18 protein-coding genes are annotated in these 19,773 nt (G+C 63.4%); 11 read left to right on the forward strand and 7 right to left on the reverse strand.

The window, feature by feature from the left end; genetic code table 11:
• The first annotated feature begins 28 nt into the window (after positions 1–28).
• The 11 genes from hutH to BMY68_RS26200 all read left to right on the forward strand — a co-directional run bounded on the left by hutH (position 29) and on the right by BMY68_RS26200 (position 14,467).
• A complete protein-coding gene (hutH, locus tag BMY68_RS26150) occupies positions 29–1,567 on the forward strand; it encodes a histidine ammonia-lyase (RefSeq protein ID WP_088019069.1) in 1,539 nt (512 codons plus the stop codon).
• A gap of 155 nt (positions 1,568–1,722) precedes the next feature.
• Positions 1,723–3,132, forward strand: coding sequence for an amino acid permease (locus tag BMY68_RS26155; RefSeq protein ID WP_085533495.1), 1,410 nt, complete (start codon positions 1,723–1,725; stop codon positions 3,130–3,132).
• Positions 3,133–3,148: 16 nt separating this feature from the next.
• Positions 3,149–4,354: an imidazolonepropionase gene (gene hutI, locus BMY68_RS26160; protein ID WP_085533497.1), complete on the forward strand. Its 1,206-nt coding sequence runs from the start codon at positions 3,149–3,151 to the stop codon at positions 4,352–4,354.
• Between the two features lie 10 nt (positions 4,355–4,364).
• Positions 4,365–5,168: an N-formylglutamate deformylase gene (gene hutG / locus BMY68_RS26165; RefSeq protein WP_062823920.1), complete on the forward strand. Its 804-nt coding sequence runs from the start codon at positions 4,365–4,367 to the stop codon at positions 5,166–5,168.
• Between the two features lie 282 nt (positions 5,169–5,450).
• A complete protein-coding gene (pip, locus tag BMY68_RS26170; RefSeq protein ID WP_085533499.1) occupies positions 5,451–6,422 on the forward strand; it encodes a prolyl aminopeptidase in 972 nt (323 codons plus the stop codon).
• Entirely contained in the window at positions 6,419–6,856 is a 438-nt protein-coding gene (gene dtd, locus BMY68_RS26175) for a D-aminoacyl-tRNA deacylase (protein ID WP_007925900.1), read from the forward strand. The genes pip and dtd overlap by 4 nt, the downstream gene beginning before the upstream one ends.
• Before the next feature lie 277 nt (positions 6,857–7,133).
• Complete coding sequence (locus BMY68_RS26180) at positions 7,134–8,927, forward strand: glucan biosynthesis protein G (protein WP_085533787.1); 1,794 nt, start codon at positions 7,134–7,136, stop codon at positions 8,925–8,927.
• Entirely contained in the window at positions 8,920–11,490 is a 2,571-nt protein-coding gene (gene mdoH, locus BMY68_RS26185) for a glucans biosynthesis glucosyltransferase MdoH (protein ID WP_085533501.1), read from the forward strand. Before BMY68_RS26180 ends, mdoH begins: the two co-directional genes overlap by 8 nt.
• Positions 11,491–11,845: 355 nt before the next feature.
• Positions 11,846–12,643: a transporter substrate-binding domain-containing protein gene (locus BMY68_RS26190; protein ID WP_009041799.1), complete on the forward strand. Its 798-nt coding sequence runs from the start codon at positions 11,846–11,848 to the stop codon at positions 12,641–12,643.
• Between the two features lie 134 nt (positions 12,644–12,777).
• The gene (locus tag BMY68_RS26195; RefSeq protein WP_062823918.1) at positions 12,778–13,740 is read left to right on the forward strand and encodes an amino acid ABC transporter permease; all 963 of its coding nucleotides are present in this window, start codon (positions 12,778–12,780) and stop codon (positions 13,738–13,740) included.
• Positions 13,733–14,467, forward strand: coding sequence for an amino acid ABC transporter ATP-binding protein (locus BMY68_RS26200; protein ID WP_085533503.1), 735 nt, complete (start codon positions 13,733–13,735; stop codon positions 14,465–14,467). The genes BMY68_RS26195 and BMY68_RS26200 overlap by 8 nt, the downstream gene beginning before the upstream one ends.
• A 186-nt stretch (positions 14,468–14,653) precedes the next feature.
• Here the strand turns inward: BMY68_RS26200 and BMY68_RS26205 are convergent, their stop codons facing one another.
• The 7 genes from BMY68_RS26205 to hisI form a co-directional block, all read right to left on the reverse strand.
• Positions 14,654–16,570, reverse strand: coding sequence for a methyl-accepting chemotaxis protein (locus tag BMY68_RS26205; RefSeq protein ID WP_085533505.1), 1,917 nt, complete (start codon positions 16,568–16,570; stop codon positions 14,654–14,656).
• A 154-nt stretch (positions 16,571–16,724) separates the two neighbouring features.
• Entirely contained in the window at positions 16,725–17,432 is a 708-nt protein-coding gene (locus tag BMY68_RS26210) for a 16S rRNA (uracil(1498)-N(3))-methyltransferase (protein WP_009041803.1), read from the reverse strand.
• Positions 17,429–18,223 carry a twin-arginine translocase subunit TatC gene (tatC, locus tag BMY68_RS26215; protein ID WP_053259344.1) on the reverse strand — a complete coding sequence of 265 codons (795 nt, stop codon included), beginning with the start codon at positions 18,221–18,223 and terminating at the stop codon, positions 17,429–17,431. The genes BMY68_RS26210 and tatC overlap by 4 nt, the downstream gene beginning before the upstream one ends.
• Positions 18,220–18,660 (reverse strand): Sec-independent protein translocase protein TatB, encoded by a 441-nt coding sequence (gene tatB / locus BMY68_RS26220; RefSeq protein ID WP_009041805.1) that lies wholly within the window; start codon positions 18,658–18,660, stop codon positions 18,220–18,222. Before tatB ends, tatC begins: the two co-directional genes overlap by 4 nt.
• A gap of 10 nt (positions 18,661–18,670) precedes the next feature.
• Positions 18,671–18,949 carry a twin-arginine translocase TatA/TatE family subunit gene (locus BMY68_RS26225; protein ID WP_007925884.1) on the reverse strand — a complete coding sequence of 93 codons (279 nt, stop codon included), beginning with the start codon at positions 18,947–18,949 and terminating at the stop codon, positions 18,671–18,673.
• A gap of 25 nt (positions 18,950–18,974) precedes the next feature.
• Positions 18,975–19,307 carry a phosphoribosyl-ATP diphosphatase gene (locus BMY68_RS26230; protein ID WP_007925883.1) on the reverse strand — a complete coding sequence of 111 codons (333 nt, stop codon included), beginning with the start codon at positions 19,305–19,307 and terminating at the stop codon, positions 18,975–18,977.
• Between the two features lie 2 nt (positions 19,308–19,309).
• The gene (gene hisI / locus BMY68_RS26235) at positions 19,310–19,702 is read right to left on the reverse strand and encodes a phosphoribosyl-AMP cyclohydrolase (RefSeq protein WP_007925882.1); all 393 of its coding nucleotides are present in this window, start codon (positions 19,700–19,702) and stop codon (positions 19,310–19,312) included.
• Between the last annotated feature and the right edge of the window lie 71 nt (positions 19,703–19,773).

Here is a 19,773-nt window from a genome sequence, read left to right on the forward strand (position 1 = left end):
TAGTTAATAACAAACTCTCAAAAGGAGCATGAATGTGACTGCGCTAAATCTGATTCCCGGCCAACTGACCCTGGCCCAATTGCGTGCCGTCTACCAACAGCCGGTAACCCTCAGCCTCGATAACAGCGCCTCGGCACAGATCGACGCCAGCGTCGCCTGTGTCGAGCAGATCCTCGCCGAGAACCGCACCGCCTACGGCATCAACACCGGTTTCGGCCTGCTGGCCTCGACCCGTATCGCCAGCGAAGACCTGGAAAACCTCCAGCGCTCCCTGGTGCTGTCCCATGCCGCCGGTGTCGGCGAGCCGATCAGCGACGCCTTGGTGCGCCTGGTCATGGTGCTCAAGGTCAACAGCCTGAGCCGTGGTTTCTCCGGTATCCGCCGCCAGGTGATCGACGCGCTGATCGCCCTGGTCAACGCCGAGGTCTACCCGCATATCCCGCTCAAGGGTTCGGTGGGCGCTTCCGGCGACCTCGCGCCGCTGGCCCATATGTCCCTGGTGCTGCTGGGTGAAGGCAAGGCCCGTTATAAAGGCCAATGGCTGGACGCCACCGAAGCCCTGAGCGTGGCCGGCCTCAAGCCGCTGACCCTGGCGGCCAAGGAAGGCCTGGCGCTGCTCAACGGCACCCAGGTTTCCACCGCGTTTGCCCTGCGTGGCCTGTTCGAAGGCGAAGACCTGTTCGCCGGTGCCCTGGCCTGCGGCGGCCTGACCGTCGAGGCGGTGCTGGGCTCGCGTTCGCCGTTCGATGCGCGGATTCATGCCGCCCGTGGCCAGAAAGGCCAGATCGATGCCGCCGCGGCTTACCGCGACCTGCTGGGCGACAGCAGCGAAGTCTCCAAGTCGCACCAGAACTGCGACAAGGTGCAGGACCCGTACTCCCTGCGCTGCCAGCCACAGGTCATGGGCGCCTGCCTGACCCAGTTCCGCCAGGCCGCCGAGGTGCTGGTGGTCGAAGCCAACGCCGTGTCGGATAACCCGCTGGTGTTCGCCGCCGAGGGCGATGTGATCTCCGGTGGCAACTTCCACGCCGAGCCGGTGGCCATGGCCGCCGACAACATGGCCCTGGCCATCGCCGAAATCGGTTCCCTGAGCGAGCGCCGCATCTCGCTGATGATGGACAAGCACATGTCCCAGCTGCCGCCGTTCCTGGTGGCCAATGGCGGGGTCAACTCCGGCTTCATGATCGCCCAGGTGACCGCCGCGGCCCTGGCCAGCGAAAACAAGGCGCTGGCCCATCCGCACTCGGTGGACAGCCTGCCGACTTCCGCCAACCAGGAAGACCACGTGTCCATGGCGCCCGCCGCTGGCAAGCGCCTGTGGGAAATGGCCGAAAACACCCGTGGCATCCTCGCCGTGGAATGGCTGGCGGCCTGCCAGGGCCTGGACCTGCGTGACGGCCTGAAGACCTCGACCAAGCTGGAAAAAGCCCGTGCCACCCTGCGTAGCAAAGTGCCGTTCTACGAGAAGGACCGCTTCTTCGCCCCGGACATCAATGCCGCGAGCGAACTGCTGGCATCCCGTTGCCTGAACGAGCTGCTGCCGGCCAAGTTGCTGCCGAGCCTGTAACGATCATGCCTGTAGCCGCTGACGAGGCACGAGGCTGCGATGGGCTGCGCAGCAGCCCCCGAGGGCGGTCCTGCGGACCGCTTCGCAGCCTCGTGCCTCGGCAGCGGCTACAGGTGGTTCCGGTTTTCTCCGATAAAAATAATTAGGAACGAGAAATGCAACAGCAAGCTCAAGGATTGAAACGCGGGCTGTCCGCCCGACATATTCGCTTCATGGCGCTGGGGTCGGCGATCGGCACCGGGCTGTTCTATGGTTCCGCCTCGGCCATCCAGATGGCCGGTCCCGCGGTCCTCCTGGCCTACCTGATCGGTGGCGCCGCGGTGTTCATGGTGATGCGCGCGCTGGGTGAGATGGCCGTGCACAACCCGGTGTCCGGCTCGTTTGGCCACTACGCCAGCAATTACCTGGGACCACTGCCGGGCTTTATCCTCGGTTGGACCTACGCCTTTGAAATGATCATCGTCTGCCTGGCCGACGTCACGGCTTTTGGCATCTATATGGGCTTCTGGTTTCCGGAAGTGGCGCGCTGGGTCTGGGTGCTCGGCATCGTGTTCCTGATCGGCGGCCTCAACCTGTGCAACGTCAAGGTCTTCGGCGAAATGGAGTTCTGGCTGTCGCTGCTGAAAGTCGGCGCGATTGTCGCGATGATCCTCGCCGGCTTCGGCATCATGTTGTTCGGTATCGGTTCGGCCGGCAACGAGCAGGCCACCGGGGTGGCCAACCTCTGGGCCCACGGCGGCTTCATGCCCCACGGCATCGGCGGCCTGATCGCTTCGTTCGCGGTAGTGATGTTCGCTTTTGGCGGCATCGAGATCATCGGTATCACCGCCGGTGAAGCCAAGGACCCGCAGCGGGTCATCCCCAAGGCGATCAACGCGGTGCCGATGCGCATCCTGCTGTTCTATGTGCTGACCCTGTTCGTGCTGATGGCCATCTATCCATGGCCGCAGATCGGCAGCCAGGGCAGCCCGTTCGTGCAGATCTTCGACAACCTGGGCATCGGCTCGGCGGCGACCATCCTCAATATCGTGGTGATCTCGGCGGCGGTGTCGGCGATCAACAGCGACATCTTCGGCGCCGGACGCATGATGTACGGCCTGGCCCAGCAAGGGCAGGCGCCAAAAGGCTTTGCCCAACTGTCGAAGCACGGCGTGCCGTGGATGACCGTGGTGGTCATGGGCGCCGCGCTGCTGGGCGGTGTGCTGCTGAACTACCTGATTCCGGAAAACGTGTTCCTGTTGATTGCCTCGATCGCTACTTTCGCCACGGTCTGGGTCTGGCTGATGATCCTGGCCACCCAGGTGGCCATGCGTCGCTCGATGAGCGCCGAGCAGGTTGCCCAACTGAAATTCCCGGTGCCGTTCTGGCCCTGGGCGCCGGCAGCCGCCATCGTGTTCATGCTGTTCGTCTTCGGTGTGCTGGGTTATTTCCCGCAAACCCAGGCGGCGCTGGCGGTGGGGGCGGTGTGGATCATGCTGCTGGTGATCGCTTATCTGTTGTGGGTCAAGCCGGCCGCCGGTCAGGCGGTCCAGGTGCACCGCGACCCTTCTTTGTCCCATCGATAATTAACGGAGTCCTCGGATGAAAACTCTCTGGCAACACTGTCACGTCGCAAGCATGGCGCAAGGTGCTTACTCGATCATCGAGGATGCCGCCATCGTGACGTCAGGAGCGCTCATAGAGTGGATCGGCCCGCGCGACCAGGTCCCGGCTGGTAACTATGCCGAGCTGCATGACCTGGCGGGGGCCTGGGTCACCCCGGGCCTGATCGACTGCCACACTCACACGGTATTCGGCGGCAACCGCAGCGGCGAATTCGAGCAACGCCTGCAAGGGGTGAGCTACGCCGAGATCGCCGCCGCCGGTGGCGGTATCGCCAGCACCGTGCGGGCTACCCGCGCGGCGAGCGAGGACGAACTGTTCGACAGCGCCCGCAAGCGCTTGAAAAGCCTGCTGCGCGACGGCGTGACCAGCGTCGAGATCAAGTCCGGCTACGGCCTGGACCTGGCCAGCGAACGTAAGATCCTGCGGGTGATCCGGCGCCTGGGCGCCGAGCTGCCGGTCAGTGTGCGCAGCACCTGCCTGGCGGCCCACGCCTTGCCGCCGGAATACGCCGAGCGTGCGGACGACTATATCGAGCACATCTGCAACGAAATGCTCCCGGCCCTGGCGGCCGAGGGCCTGGTGGACGCGGTGGACGCGTTCTGCGAATACCTGGCGTTCTCGCCGGAGCAGGTGGAGCGGGTGTTCATCGCCGCGCACAAGCTTGGCCTGCCGGTGAAACTGCACGCCGAGCAGCTGTCGTCGTTGCATGGCTCCAGCCTGGCGGCGCGTTATCACGCGCTGTCGGCCGACCACCTGGAGTTCATGACCGAGGAGGACGCCGTCGCCATGGCCGAGGCCGGCACCGTCGCCGTGCTGCTGCCGGGCGCGTTCTATTTCCTGCGCGAAACCCAGTTGCCACCGATGGACGCGCTGCGCAAGCACGGGGTGAAGATCGCGGTGGCCAGCGACCTCAACCCCGGCACTTCGCCGGCGCTGTCCCTGCGCCTGATGCTGAACATGGCCTGCACCTGTTTCCGTATGACCCCGGAAGAAGCCCTGGCCGGCGTGACCCTGCATGCGGCCACCGCGCTGGGCATGGAGCAGACCCACGGTTCGCTGGAGGCCGGCAAGGTGGCGGACTTCGTCGCCTGGCAGATCGATCGTCCCGCCGACCTGGCCTACTGGCTGGGCGGCGACCTGGAAAAACGCGTCGTGCGCCACGGCGTTGAAGTGGATTTATAGGAGAAGGATTGTGGATAAGGTTCTGAACTTCAAACAAGGCCGGGTGCCGCTGCTGATCAGCATGCCCCACGCCGGCCTGCGCCTGACGCCCGCGGTCGAGGCCGGGCTGATCCCCGAGGCGCAAAGCCTGCCGGATACCGACTGGCACATTCCCCGGCTCTACGCGTTCGCCGAGGAACTGGGCGCCAGCACCCTGGCGGCCGAGTATTCGCGTTTCGTCATCGACCTTAATCGCCCATCCGACGACAAGCCTCTATATGTCGGCGCCACCACCGGGTTGTACCCGGCCACGCTGTTCGATGGCGTGCCGCTGTTCCGTGAGGGGTTGGAGCCGTCGAAGCAGGAGCGGGCGACTTACCTGGAGCAGGTCTGGACGCCTTATCACGGCACTTTGCAGCAGGAGCTGGCACGGTTGAAAGCCGAGTTCGGCTATGCCTTGCTGTTCGATGCACACTCGATCCGCTCGCTGATCCCGCATCTGTTCGAAGGCAAGCTGCCGGACTTCAACCTGGGCACCTTCAATGGCGCCAGCTGCGATGCCGAACTGGCCAGCCAGCTGGAAGCGATCTGCGCCCGCCATGCCGACTACAGCCATGTGCTCAACGGCCGTTTCAAGGGCGGCCATATCACCCGGCACTACGGCAACCCGGCCGAGAACATCCATGCCGTGCAGCTGGAGCTGGCGCAGAGCACCTACATGGAAGAGTTCGAGCCGTTCCGCTACCGCGACGATCTGGCGGCGCCGACCCAGGTGGTGCTCAAGCAGCTGCTGCAAGGGCTGCTGGCCTGGGGGCAGAAGCGTTACGGGCGCTGAAGCCGACAGGAAGCCCTGTAGCCGCTGCCGCAAGCTGCGATAAGGCCGAAGGCCTTCGACGTCCTTCAGACCTTGCGCTCCCTTCGGGAGCGATCGCAGCCTGCGGCAGCGGCTACAGGAGCGAGTCTGTCCGCGGCAAGCCCTTCGACGACAACGCAAAACGCGCAAACAACCCTAATGTCTCCAAGGACATGCTCATTGCGTAATTCGGGTTTATGATGCCGGACGGCAGAATAATTGAAGTCCCCCCAGGGATGACCTCGACCCCTTACGGAGCGCGCAATGCAGACTTTGTACCCGCAGATCAAACCCTATGCCCGGCACGATCTGGCTGTCGACGAACCCCATGTACTGTATGTCGATGAGAGCGGATCCCCGGAAGGTTTGCCGGTGGTGTTCATCCACGGTGGCCCGGGAGCCGGGTGCGATGCCCAGAGTCGCCGTTACTTCGATCCGAACCTGTACCGCATCATCACCTTCGATCAGCGCGGTTGCGGGCGCTCCACCCCGCACGCCAGCCTGGAAAACAACACCACCTGGGACCTGGTCGCCGACCTCGAGCGGATCCGCCTGCACCTGGGCATCGAAAAATGGGTGGTGTTCGGCGGCTCCTGGGGTTCGACCCTGGCCCTGGCTTATGCGCAAACCCATCCTGAGCATGTTCATGGTCTGATTCTGCGTGGGATCTTTCTGTGCCGTCCGCAGGAAATCGAATGGTTCTACCAGGTCGGCGCCAGCCGTCTGTTCCCCGATTACTGGCAGGACTACGTGGCGCCTATCCCGCTGGATGAGCGCGACGACCTGCTCAGCGCCTTCCACAAGCGCCTCGTCGGCAACGACCAGATCGCCCAGATGCATGCGGCCAAGGCCTGGTCGACCTGGGAAGGGCGGACTGCGACCTTGCGGCCGAACCCGCTGGTGGTCGATCGCTTCTCCGAGCCGCAGCGCGCGCTGTCGATTGCCCGGATCGAATGCCACTACTTCACCAACCATGCGTTTCTCGAGCCGAACCAGCTGATTCGCGACATGGGCAAGATCGCCCACTTGCCGGGCGTGATCGTGCATGGTCGCTACGACGTGATCTGCCCGCTGGACAATGCCTGGGAATTGCACCAGGCCTGGCCGAACAGCGAGCTGCAGGTGATCCGCGATGCCGGTCACGCTGCGTCCGAACCGGGCATCACCGATGCGCTGGTGCGTGCCGCTGATCAGATGGCCCGGCGCCTGCTCGACCTGCCGCCCGAAGAAGCATGAAGGGGCTGTTGCAGCGCGTGCGCGGCGCGCGAGTCGAAGTGGCGGGGGAAATCGTCGGGGCGGTGGACCAGGGTTTGCTGGTGCTGGTGGCGGTGGAGCCCGAGGACACTCGGGCCAGTGCCGACAAACTGCTGCACAAGCTGCTTAACTATCGGGTATTCAGTGATGCCGAGGGCAAAATGAACCTGTCCCTGGCCGATGTGGACGGCGGTTTGCTGCTGGTCTCGCAGTTCACCCTGGCCGCGGACACCAAGAACGGCCTGCGCCCGAGTTTTTCCACGGCGGCGCCGCCGGCCCTCGGCGAAGAACTTTTTGATTATCTGCTATGCAAGGCGCAACAGTTGCATGGCAAAGTAGCATCAGGGCGCTTCGGGGCGGATATGCAGGTCCATCTGGTCAATGATGGCCCGGTAACCTTCCTGTTACAGACCTGAAAGTGCTTGAAACATCTTTTTCGGCCGGCAGCGGCCGAAAATAGGCGTTTTTCGCGATAAATACTTGGTCGCCCCTGATGCGTTGTAACGCGGGCTACTAGATAATCGCGCGCTACGGGGATCAGCGTTCGTTGGTCCGTTTTTGACTTAGGTAGAGACTTGTTCGGGACCGTTTGGGGAATCATTTAGCCCCATCGGAGTCGGAACAATGCTCGCCAACCTGGCATATAGATAGCTGGCCGTTGGTTTTTTGATCTGTTTTCGGCGAGGGTTGCTCGTGATTGTTAGTCCCTGTAATGCACCAAAATTGTCTGCCAAACGGTTACGAAACGCACTGGTGACGGGCTCTGCACTGCTTTGCCTGCTTAGCGCCGGCCAACTCTGGGCATTCAATCTGGATGATGTATCGGCCAAGGCTAAGGATCTGGCCGGGCAGAAGTACGAGGCTCCGCGCAGTAACCTGCCGAACGAATTTCGTGAGATGAAGTTCGCGGACTATCAGAAAATCCGCTTCCTGCCTGAAAAGGCCGAGTGGGCCAAGCAGAAAACCCCATTCAAGCTGTCCTTCTATCATCAGGGCATGCATTTCGACACGCCGGTGAAAATCAACGAAATCACGGCGAACACCGTCGAAGAGATCAAATACGACTCGACTCGCTTCGACTTCGGCGACCTCAAGTTCGATCCCAAGGCCACCGAGCAGCTCGGTTATGCAGGCTTTCGCGTGCTGTACCCGATCAACAAGGCGGACAAGCAGGACGAAATCATGACCATGCTCGGCGCGAGCTACTTCCGCGTCGTCGGCAAGGGGCATGTCTATGGCCTGTCGGCCCGTGGCTTGGCCATCGACACCGCGCTGCCGTCCGGTGAGGAATTCCCGCGCTTTACCGAATTCTGGATCCAGCAACCCAAGCCGACCGACAAGCACCTGGTGATCTTCGCCCTGCTGGACTCGCCGCGCGCCACCGGCGCCTATCGCCTGACCCTGCGTCCAGGCAGCGACACCATCGTCGACGTCAAGGCCCGGATGTTCCTGCGTGACAAGGTCGGCAAGCTGGGCATCGCCCCGCTGACCAGCATGTTCCTGTTCGGCGCCAACCAGCCGTCGAAAGTCCTCAACTACCGTCGCGAGCTGCACGACTCCAGCGGTCTGTCGATCCATGCCGGCAACGGCGAGTGGATCTGGCGTCCGCTGAACAACCCGAAACACCTGGCCGTGAGCAACTTCTCGGTGGAAAACCCGCGTGGTTTCGGTCTGCTGCAGCGTGGCCGCGACTTCAGCCACTACGAAGACCTCGACGACCGCTACGACAAGCGCCCAAGCGCCTGGATCGAGCCGAAGGGCGACTGGGGCAAAGGCACCGTCGACCTGGTAGAGATCCCGACCGCGGACGAAACCAACGACAACATCGTGGCGTTCTGGAGCCCGGAAAAGCAGCCTGAACCAGGCCAGCCGTTTGATTTCGCCTATCGCCTGCACTGGACCATGGACGAAGCCTCCCTGCATTCGCCGGACAGCTCCTGGGTCGAGCAGACCCTGCGTTCCACCGGTGACGTCAAGCAATCCAACCTGATCCGCCAACCGGACGGCAGCGTGGCTTACCTGGTGGACTTCGAAGGTCCATCCCTGGCGGCATTGCCGGAAGACACCGAGGTGCGCAGCCAGGTCAGCGTCGGCGACAACGCCGAGCTGGTGGAAAACAGCGTGCGCTACAACCCTGAAACCAAGGGCTGGCGCCTGACCCTGCGGATGAAGATCAAGGACCCGAGCAAATCCACCGAGATGCGCGCGGCCCTGGTCAAGAACGCCACCCCTGTCGAACCGGCCAAGGCCGTGTCGCCAGCCTCCAGCGCCTCCATTGCCAAGGCCGACAAAGTCGCCGCCAAGCAGCAGGAGAAGAAAGAGGCGGATGCCAAGCAAGCCGAAGCCAAGCCGGCCAAGGACGCCAAGAACCACAAAGACGCCAAGCAGCCTGCTGCTGCCGAGGCGGCCCCAGCCACACCGGAATCTGTCCCGACCGAGCAAGTCCTGACCGAGACCTGGAGCTACCAGTTGCCTGCCGATGAGTAACGCTCAAGTACAGCCAGAGACTCTTGCCGAGTATCTGGCGCACCTGCCAATGACCGATGAGCAGCGCGCGGAACTCGCGGGCTGCAAGTCCTTCAGTGAACTGCACGAACGCCTGTCGTCCTCGACGTTCGACGCGCCCGCCGATGCCGCCCAGGCCTCGGTGGGCCGCCGGCTGACCCTGGGTTCCGCCGAGGAACTGATCGATGCCGAGATGCTGGCGCTCGACGCCAGCGGTCGTGTGTGCCTCAAGGCCACGCCGCCGATTCGTCGGACCAAGGTCGTTCCCGAGCCGTGGCGCACCAATATCCTGGTGCGTGGCTGGCGGCGCCTGACCGGTCGGACCAATCCGCCGCAGCCACCGAAAGATCAGAACGTGCTGCCGGTCGCCCGCTGGCGTACCGTCGGTTCGATCCGTCGCTACATCCTGTTGCTGCTGATGCTTGGCCAGACCATCGTCGCCGGCTGGTACATGAAAGGCATCATGCCGTACCAGGGCTGGTCGTTCGTCGACCTGGAAGAAATCACGCGTCAGCCATTGATGCAGACCGCCACCCAGGTACTGCCGTATGCCCTGCAGACCAGCATCCTGATCATGTTCGGCATCCTGTTCTGCTGGGTCTCGGCCGGTTTCTGGACCGCGCTGATGGGCTTCCTCGAGCTGCTCACCGGGCATGACAAATACCGCATTTCCGGCAAAAGCGCCGGTAACGAGCCGATCCCCAAGGATGCCCGTACCGCGCTGGTCATGCCGATCTGCAACGAAGACGTGCCGCGGGTATTCGCCGGCTTGCGGGCGACCTTCGAGTCGGTCGCGGCCACTGGCGACCTGGACCGCTTCGACTTCTTCGTGCTCAGCGACAGTAACGAGACCGATATCTGCGTGGCCGAGCAACAGGCCTGGCTGGACGTCTGCCGCGAAACCAAGGGTTTCGGCAAGATCTTCTATCGCCGTCGCCGCCGTCGGGTGAAGCGCAAGAGCGGTAACCTCGACGACTTCTGCCGTCGTTGGGGCGGCGACTACAAGTACATGGTGGTGCTCGACGCCGACAGCGTGATGAGCGGCGAATGCCTGACCAGCCTGGTGCGCCTGATGGAAGCCACGCCGGACGCGGGTATTATCCAGACCGCGCCGAAAGCCTCGGGCATGGACACCCTGTATGCGCGCATGCAGCAGTTCGCCACCCGCGTCTACGGCCCGCTGTTCACCGCCGGCCTGCACTTCTGGCAGCTGGGCGAATCCCACTACTGGGGCCACAACGCGATCATCCGCATGAAGCCGTTCATCGAGCACTGCGCCCTGGCGCCGTTGCCCGGTAAAGGTGCCTTCGCCGGTGCGATCCTGTCCCACGACTTCGTCGAAGCGGCGCTGATGCGTCGCGCCGGCTGGGGCGTGTGGATTGCCTACGATCTGCCGGGCAGCTATGAAGAGCTGCCGCCGAACCTGCTGGACGAGCTCAAGCGCGACCGGCGCTGGTGCCACGGCAACCTGATGAACTTCCGCCTGTTCCTGGTCAAGGGCATGCACCCGGTGCACCGTGCGGTGTTCCTCACCGGGGTGATGTCCTACCTGTCGGCGCCGTTGTGGTTCTTCTTCCTGGTGCTGTCGACGGCGCTGCTGGCGGTCAACACGCTGATGGAGCCGCAGTACTTCCTGGAGCCGCGCCAGCTGTATCCGCTGTGGCCGCAATGGCATCCGGACAAGGCGATCGCGCTGTTCTCGACCACTATCGTGCTGCTGTTCCTGCCGAAGCTGTTGAGCATCATCCTGATCTGGGCCAAGGGCGCGAAAGAGTTCGGCGGCAAGTTCAAAGTGACCCTGTCGATGCTGCTGGAGATGCTGTTCTCCATGCTGCTGGCGCCGGTACGGATGATCTTCCACACCCGTTTCGTGCTGGCCGCGTTCCTGGGCTGGGCCGCGACCTGGAACTCGCCACAGCGTGACGACGACTCCACGCCGTGGAGCGAAGCGGTGCGCCGCCATGGTCCGCAGACCCTGCTGGGCTTCTGCTGGGCGCTGCTGGTGATCTGGCTGAACCCGAGCTTCCTCTGGTGGCTGGTGCCGATCGTCGGTTCGCTGATGCTGTCGATCCCGGTGTCGGTGATTTCCAGCCGCGTCGGCCTGGGCCTGAAGTCCCGTGACGAAAGCCTGTTCCTGATCCCCGAGGAATACGCACCGCCCCAGGAACTGCTGTCCACCGATCAGTACACCCATGAAAACCGTTGGCATGCGCTGAACGACGGTTTCATCCGGGCAGTGGTCGATCCGCAGCAGAACGCCCTGGCCTGTGCCCTGGCGACGTCCCGGCACGGCCAGGCCGAGCCGATCGAGTGGCTGCGTATCGAACGTGTCCGCCATGCCCTGAAAGTGGGGCCGGCGGCGCTGAACAACGGCGAGCGCCTGGCGCTGTTGAGCGATCCGGTGGCCCTGGCCCGCCTGCACGAGCAGGTCTGGAGCGAAGGCCACGCCGACTGGCTGAGCGCCTGGCGGCAATCGGTGGATGAAGATCCTCATGCACCGTTGTTGCCGTTGCGACCGCCAACGACAATCGCCCAACCGGCCTGATGACAACGCCCTTGAGAGCACTCTCAAGGGCGTTGTTGTTTGTGGGCCCGCTCTTGTAGCCGCTGCCGCAGGCTGCGATCGATTGGGCGGCATTCCGTACCGAAGGGGACGCAGGATCTTGGGATCGCAGGAGGTCCTACGGACCTATCGCAGCCTGCGGCAGCGGCTACAGGGAGATTGTCGTCCCCTCTGTAACAACAAATCCTGGTCAAGCCCTTGTGCAAATAGGCGGGTGAGTTAGCATCGCACCCCGAATTGCCGCGAGCGGGCCCATGGTGTCCGTATCTGCCGGTTTTCCAAGGGAAAACCTGCCGCGGGTTCACCTCACAATAAAATGGGTTCAGGGGACTTGAAGATGAAGAAGTATCTCTCGATGCTGCTGCTCGGCGTCACGGCAATGGTGGCGGTCAATGCAGCCCAGGCTGGCGCCATCGATGATGCGGTCAAGCGCGGCACGCTGAAAGTCGGCATGGACCCGACCTACATGCCGTTCGAGATGACCAACAAGCGCGGCGAGATCATCGGTTTCGAGGTCGACATCCTCAAGGCCATGACCAAGGCCATGGGCGTCAAGCTGGAGCTGGTTTCCACCGGCTACGACGGGATCATCCCGGCCCTGCTGACCGACAAGTTCGACATGATCGGCAGCGGCATGACCCTGACCCAGGAACGCAACCTGCGTCTGAACTTCAGCGAGCCCTTCATCGTGGTCGGCCAGACCCTGCTGATCCGCAAGGAGCTGGAAGGCACCATCAAGTCCTATAAAGACCTGAACAGCGCCGACTACCGCATCACCTCCAAGCTGGGCACCACCGGCGAGATGGTCGCCAGGAAGCTGATCGCCAAGGCCAAGTACCACGGCTACGACAACGAGCAGGAAGCCGTGCTCGACGTGGTCAACGGCAAGGCCGACGCCTTCATCTACGACGCCCCGTACAACGTGGTGGCGCTGAGCAAGGTCGGCAACGGCAAGCTTACGTTCCTCGACAAGCCGTTCACCTACGAGCCTCTGGCCTTCGGCCTGAAGAAGGGGGACTACGACAGCCTCAACTTCATCAACAACTTCCTGCACCAGATCCACGAAGACGGCACCTACGATCGTATCCATGACAAGTGGTTCAAGAGCACCGAGTGGCTCAAGGACATGGAGTAAATCTACAACCGCTGCGCGGTTGATCGCGAGCAAGCTCGCTCCTACAGGAACCGCATACCCCCTGTAGGAGCGAGCTTGCTCGCGATGGCGTCCTGATCGGCACCACCGAACTTCCCCGAGCTGGAACCTGCAAAGTGATCAAACATAAAAAAGCCCAATGGCCCTGGCACGTACTGACCGTGCTGGTGCTGATCGGCCTGGCCGGCGCGTTGTACTACGCCACCTCGCTGATGTCCTACGAGTGGCGCTGGAACCGCGTACCACAGTACTTCGCCTACCAGGCCGAGGAATCGCAGCGGGCGGCGGACATCTCCACCGTCAGCGAGCTGGTGCGCAAAGGCGGCAAGGCCGAAGTCACGCTGCGCAACGACGCGGGCGACGAGCAACAGCTGACGGTCGACGAGAACAGCCTGCAAGTCGCCCGTGGCGACGATGTGGCCGAAGGCGATGTGATCGGCGTGACCCGTCACTGGGCGGCCGGACCGCTGCTGCTGGGCCTGTGGACCACCTTGTGGCTGTCGGTGGTGTCCGGGGTGCTGGGCTTGTTCATCGGCCTGGCGACCGGGCTTTGCCGGCTGTCGAACAACCCGACCCTGCGCGACCTGTCGACCATTTACGTCGAACTGGTGCGTGGTACGCCGCTGCTGGTGCAGATCTTCATTTTCTATTTCTTCATCGGCACGGTGCTGAACCTGTCCCGCGAGTTCGCCGGGATCGCCGCGCTGTCGCTGTTCACCGGTGCCTATGTGGCGGAAATCGTCCGCGCCGGCGTGCAGTCGATCGCCCGTGGCCAGAATGAAGCGGCCCGTTCCCTGGGCCTGAACGCCAGCCAGTCGATGCGCCATGTGGTGCTGCCACAGGCCTTCAAGCGCGTGCTGCCGCCGCTGGCCGGGCAGTTCATCAGCCTGGTGAAGGACACCTCGCTGGTGTCGGTGATCGCCATCACCGAGCTGCTCAAGAGCGGACGTGAGGTCATCACCACCTCGTTCTCGCCGTTCGAGATCCTGTTCTGCGTGGCGGCCCTGTACCTGTTGATCAACCTGCCGCTGTCGAAGATGGCCAGCCGGCTTGAGCGGAGGCTCGCGCAAAGTGATTGAAGTTCGCGATCTGGTAAAAGTCTTCGACACCCGGGGCCAGGTGGTCCGTGCGGTGGATAACGTCACCACCCGCGTGGCCAAGGGCGAAGTGCTGGTGGTGATCGGTCCGTCCGGTTCCGGCAAGTCGACCTTCCTGCGTTGCCTCAACGGCCTGGAGCAGTTCGATTCCGGTTCGGTGAGCATCGACGGCCTGCAATTGGCCGACCCGAAGACCGATGTGAATGCCTATCGCCGCGAAGTCGGCATGGTGTTCCAGCACTTCAACCTGTTCCCGCACATGACCGTGCTGGAAAACCTCTGCCTGGCGCAGAAGGTGGTGCGCAAGCGTGGCAAGCAGGAGCGCGAGGCCAAGGCCCTGGCGTTGCTGGAGAAGGTCGGTATCGCGCAGAAGGCCAACGAATTCCCCTCGCGCCTCTCCGGCGGCCAGCAGCAGCGCGTGGCCATCGCTCGGGCGCTGGCCATGGAACCCAAGGTCATGCTGTTCGACGAGCCGACTTCGGCGCTGGACCCGGAAATGGTCGGCGAAGTATTGGACGTGATGAAGACCCTGGCCCTGGAAGGCATGACCATGGTCTGCGTGACCCACGAAATGGGCTTCGCCCGGGAAGTGGCGGATCGGGTGCTGTTTTTCGATCACGGCAAACTGCTGGAAGACGCCTCGCCAGCGGCGTTCTTCGATGCGCCCCAAGACCCGCGGGCCCAGGCGTTCCTGCGTCAGGTCCTGTAACCCACCCCGATACCCTGCTTGGCAATACGCCCTGTAGCCGCTACCGAAGGCTGCGATAAGGTCCGCAGGACCTTGGTTCCCGATCTCAGGCCGAACATCTGACGGCCTTGAGATCGCTGCGCCCCTTCGGGGCGATCGCAGCCTCGCGGGCTCGGCAGCGGCTACAGGGATCGCCGTCGTCCTGGTTCAGACCCGGAAGCGCCCGACCAGGGTCTGCAGATGGGTCCCCAGGCGCGCCAGCTCGACGCTGGAGGCCGCTGTCTCTTCACTGGCTGCCGAGGTCTGCTCGGACACGTCACGCACGTTCAGCACGCTTCTGTTGATTTCCTCGGCCACCGCGCTCTGCTGTTCGGCCGCGGCGGCGATCTGCTGGTTCATCGCCTGGATCGCCGAGACGGTGCGGGTGATGTTTTCCAGCGAGCCGCCGGCACGGCGGGTCAGTTCGACGCTGCTGTCGGTCAGGCTGCGGCTGTTGTCCATGATGTTGGCCACTTCCTGGGTGCCGTTCTGCAGGCCGACGATCAGCTCCTCGATCTCTTCGGTGGACTTCTGGGTGCGCTGCGCCAGGCTGCGCACCTCGTCGGCGACCACGGCGAAACCGCGACCGGCTTCGCCCGCGCGGGCGGCTTCGATGGCGGCGTTGAGGGCCAGCAGGTTGGTCTGCTGGGCGACCGACTTGATCACGTCGAGCACGCTGCCGATCTTGTCGCTTTCCTGCTTCAAGTGGCCCATGGCGGCGGTGGAATTGCCAACCTCGGCGGCCAGGCGCTCGATCTGCGCGATGGCCTCGCCGACCACCTTGTCGCCTTCGCGGGCCTGCTGATCGGCGGCGACCGCCGCTTCCGAGGCTTCTTCGGCGTTGCGCGCGACTTCCTGGACCGTGGCGGCCATTTCATTCATGGCGGTGGCGACCTGGTCGGTCTCGACTTTCTGGCTGTTGACCCCGGCGCTGGTCTGTTCGGTCACCGCCGACAGCTGCTCGGCGGCGCTGGCAATCTGGGTGACGCCATCGCTGATGCCGCCGATCAGCTCGCGCAGGCTCAGGGTCATGCGTTGCATGGCCTGTTGCAGCTGGCCGAGCTCGTCGCGCCGCTCGACCTGCAGGTTCTCGCTGAGATCGCCCGAGGCGACACGCTCGACCACCTTGAGGGTCTGGCGCAGCGGGATGACGATCTGCCGGGTGATGCTCCAGGCGGCGACTAGGCCGAACAGTAGGGCCAGCGCGGTGACGATGGCCAGGGTGCTTCTGGCCTGGGCGGCATCGCTGTCGCGTTTGTGGGTTTGCGCGGCGGTCAGCTGCTTGCTGACGTCCATCAGGCGGTCGCCCTGGGCTGCCATGCGTTTGAGTGCGGCGGCGCTGGCCACCTGGGAGTCGCGGAAGTCGCTGACCGCCGAGCGATAGCCTTTCAGGGCGTCGGTGGCCTGTTGCAGGTTGGCCAGGTGCTGTTCCGGCAGCTTGGCCGGCAGGCTGGCGAGGTTGTTCAGGGCGTTGTCGATAGCGTCCAGCGCCGGCTGTTCGGCCTCGGCCTTGCCGCTGTAGGTGTAGCCGCGGACCTGGAAACGCGCCTGCTGGATCAGTTTGCTCAGGTCGATGACGCTATTGAACTGCGCCACGCTGTCGCCCTGCAGCATGGATTTCTCCACTTCGGCTACCCGGGCCACGGCATTATCGGCGGTGGCGCCCAGTTTGGCGCGGGCGGCTTCACGGCTGGCGGTGGCGCGGGTCATGTCGGCGAAGGCCAGCTTGTACTCGCTGACGGCGGCGATCTGTTGGTCGATCATGGCGATGCTTTCAGGCATTTCCAGCATCTTGCGTGCGCGTTGCAAGCCTTCGTCGAGTTTGTTCAGCAACTCGCTGACGGCCCCCGGCCCCTGCTCGCCACGGCGCATTTCATAGTCCAGGCGCGCGATGCGCAGGTCCTTGGTCAGCTCGTTGAGGGTGGAGATGTAGCCCAGCTTGTCGCCGCGCTCGATCACATTGCCCAGGCCCAGCCAGCCGGTCGTGGTGATCAGCAGGGTCAGTAGCAGCACCAGGCCGAAGCCAACGCCGAGTTTGAGGTTGACGCTCACATTTCCCAGACTCTGGGCTAACCAACGGTACATGCCGCGAACTCCCTTGGGCGATTAATAGGTTTTGTACCCAGGTTATCGGCTTGATCAGATAAATCTGAAGCAGAGCGAGGCTTGCCCGCGATGGCGCGGTGTCAGGCACATCGCTATCGCGGGCCAGCCTCACTCCTACGGGAGTGGGGGCTAATCAGAAGAGGCGGGCGAGAAGGGCGGTGACGGCGGTTTCGACCCGCAGGATACGCTCGCCGAGCTGCACCGGTTGTAGGCCGGACTTGCCCAGCAGGTCGATTTCGTAGGGGATCCAGCCGCCTTCCGGGCCGATGGCCAGGGTCACCGGCTCATCCAGGCCGCGAGGGCAGGCCGGGTATTGGCCGGGATGGCCGACCAGGCCGAGGGTGCCTTCGACCAGCGCTGGCAGACGGTCTTCGACGAAAGGTTTGAAGCGCTTTTCGATGACCACTTCCGGCAGCACGCTGTCGCGGGCCTGTTCCAGGCCAAGAATCAGTTGCTCGCGAATCGCCTCGGGTTCGAGGAACGGGGTTTGCCAGAAGCTTTTCTCGACTCGGTAGCTGTTCACCAGCACCAGCCGGGGCACACCCATGGCGGCGACGGTTTGCAGCACCCGGCGGAGCATTTTCGGACGGGGCAGGGCCAGCACCAGGGTCAGGGGCAGCTTGGTCGGCGGCGGCTGGTCGAGGCTGACTCGCAGTTCGGCTTCCCCGGGCTCCAGGCGCAGCAGTTCGGCCGAGCCCATCAGGCCGCCGATACGGCCGACCCGCAGGCTGTCGCCCACCGCGGCCCGATGGACTTCCTGCATGTGGGTCAGGCGGCGATCGCGCAGGATCACCCGGTCGGCCGCGATGAAGTCGGCCTCTTCAAGAAGCAGCAGGTTCACGCTTGGGTCGCTGGCGGCTGGTCGTTGTGATCTTCAGCCGGCTGGTCGTCCGGATGGTCGCCGCGCTTGCTGATCAGGCTGCCGAACAGGATGCCGATCTCGAACAGCAGCCACATCGGTACTGCCAGCAAGGTCTGGGAGAAAATGTCCGGCGGGGTCAGGATCATGCCGACCACGAAGCAGCCGATGATTACGTACGGGCGGATCTTCTTCAGGTAGGCAACGTTGACCACGCCGATCCACACCAGCAGCACCACCGCCACCGGGATCTCGAACGCCACGCCGAAGGCGAAGAACAGGGTCATGACGAAGTCGAGGTAGCTGGTGATGTCGGTCATCATTTCCACGCCGGCCGGGGTGGCCGCGGCGAAGAACTTGAAGATCAGCGGGAACACCAGGAAGTAGGCGAAGGCCATGCCGATGTAGAACAACAGGATGCTGGAGACCAGCAGCGGTACGGCGATGCGCTTTTCATGCTTGTACAGGCCGGGGGCGATGAAACCCCAGATCTGGTGCAGGATCACCGGGATCGCCAGGAACAGCGAGACCATCATTGTCAGCTTGAGCGGGGTCAGGAACGGCGACGCCACGTCGGTGGCGATCATCGTTGCGCCCGCCGGCAGGTACTGGCGCAGCGGCGTGGAGACGATGGTGTAGATCTGCTGGGTGAAGGCGAACAGCCCGCCGAAGATCAGGAAGATCGCCGCCACGCAGCGCAGCAACCGGGTGCGCAACTCGGTGAGGTGCGACACCAGCGGCATATGTTGGTCGTTTTCCGGAATATCGCTCATGGGGCTCGCGGCGGCAAAGTAGGGTCGTGGGGGGCTGGCGTGACAGGCGTTGTCACGGGCGCAGCCGGTTCGGCCGGTGCAGTTGCGGCAGTGGGGCTCGCCGTGGTCGCGCTGGCTGGTGCTTCAGGCGCCGCGGCGGGCGCATGAATGCTCTGCTCGGCCACGGGCTCGACCGGTGTCGGTTGTTGCTGGGTCGGATTGAGGATCTTCCGCGCTTCCTGTTCCAGCGACAGAATGTGTTCGTTGTGCAGTTGCCGACGAATTTCATCGGCACCGATTTCCCGTTCAACTTCCTGCTTGATCGCATTGAAGCTGCGCTTCAAGCGGCCGATCCACAGGCCTGCCGTGCGCGCGGCACCCGGCAGACGCTCGGGGCCGAGCACCAGCAGGGCCACCAGGCCGACGAGCAGCAGTTCAGAGAAGCTGATACCAAACATTAGTCAGTGCTCACGAGTCTTTGCGGGTCGGCTCTTCGACTTTTTGCGCCTGCACGTCGATGGTGTGCGGCTGGTTCAACGGAGCGCTTTGCGGCTGGACCGGCGGAGCAGGCTGGGCGGTCGGTGGCACGCCGGGTTCGGCGGGTTTTTCGTCGTCGTTCATGGCCTTGCGAAAGCCCTTGATCGATTCGCCGACGTCGGTGCCGAGGTTTTTCAGTTTCTTGGTGCCGAACACCAGCACCACGACAACCAGGATGACGATCCAGTGTTTCCAGTCAAAAATGCCCATGCTGCGTTTCCTCTCTAAATGATGTTCAGGCGGACGGACGCGAGGCTTTCTCGGCGTGTCCGGACAAACCGAAGCGCCGGTCCAGTTCATCGAGAACGGCCTGCGGATGCTGCCCCAGCTGGGCGAGCATGACCATGGTGTGGAACCACAGGTCGGCGGTTTCGTAGATCACATCGCTGCAGTCGCCGCTGTGGGCGGCGTCCTTGGCGGCGATGATGGTTTCCACCGATTCCTCGCCGACTTTTTCCAGAATCTTGTTCAGGCCCTTGTGGTACAGGCTGGCGACATAGGAAGTGTCGGCGGCGGCGCCTTTGCGCTCTTCCAGCACCTGGGCCAGACGGGTCAGGGTATCGCTCATGTTCAGTGTCCTGCTTGATAGATCGCGTGCGGGTCTTTGAGTACCGGATCGACCGTTTTCCAGTCGCCGTTTTCATAAACGCGGTAGAAGCAGCTCTGGCGGCCTGTATGGCAGGCAATGTCGCCGATCTGTTCGACCATCAGGATGATGACGTCGGCATCGCAGTCCAGGCGCATTTCATGGAGCTTTTGCACATGCCCGGACTCTTCTCCCTTGCGCCATAGCTTGCCACGCGAACGTGACCAGTAGATGGCACGGTTTTCGGCAGCGGTCAGGCTCAGCGCCTCGCGGTTCATCCAGGCCATCATCAGCACGCGCCCGGTCTTGTGATCCTGGGCGATGGCTGGCACCAGGCCGTCAGCGTCCCATTTGATCTCGTCCAGCCAATCTTTCATCTTCGACTCCGACAACAGGGCTCGACGCGCTCGTCGAGCCTCGGCGATGGGAAACAGTGTGCCAGCCGCTA

The organism is Pseudomonas sp. NFACC41-3 (assembly GCF_900109505.1).
GTDB lineage: Bacteria > Pseudomonadota > Gammaproteobacteria > Pseudomonadales > Pseudomonadaceae > Aquipseudomonas > Aquipseudomonas chlororaphis.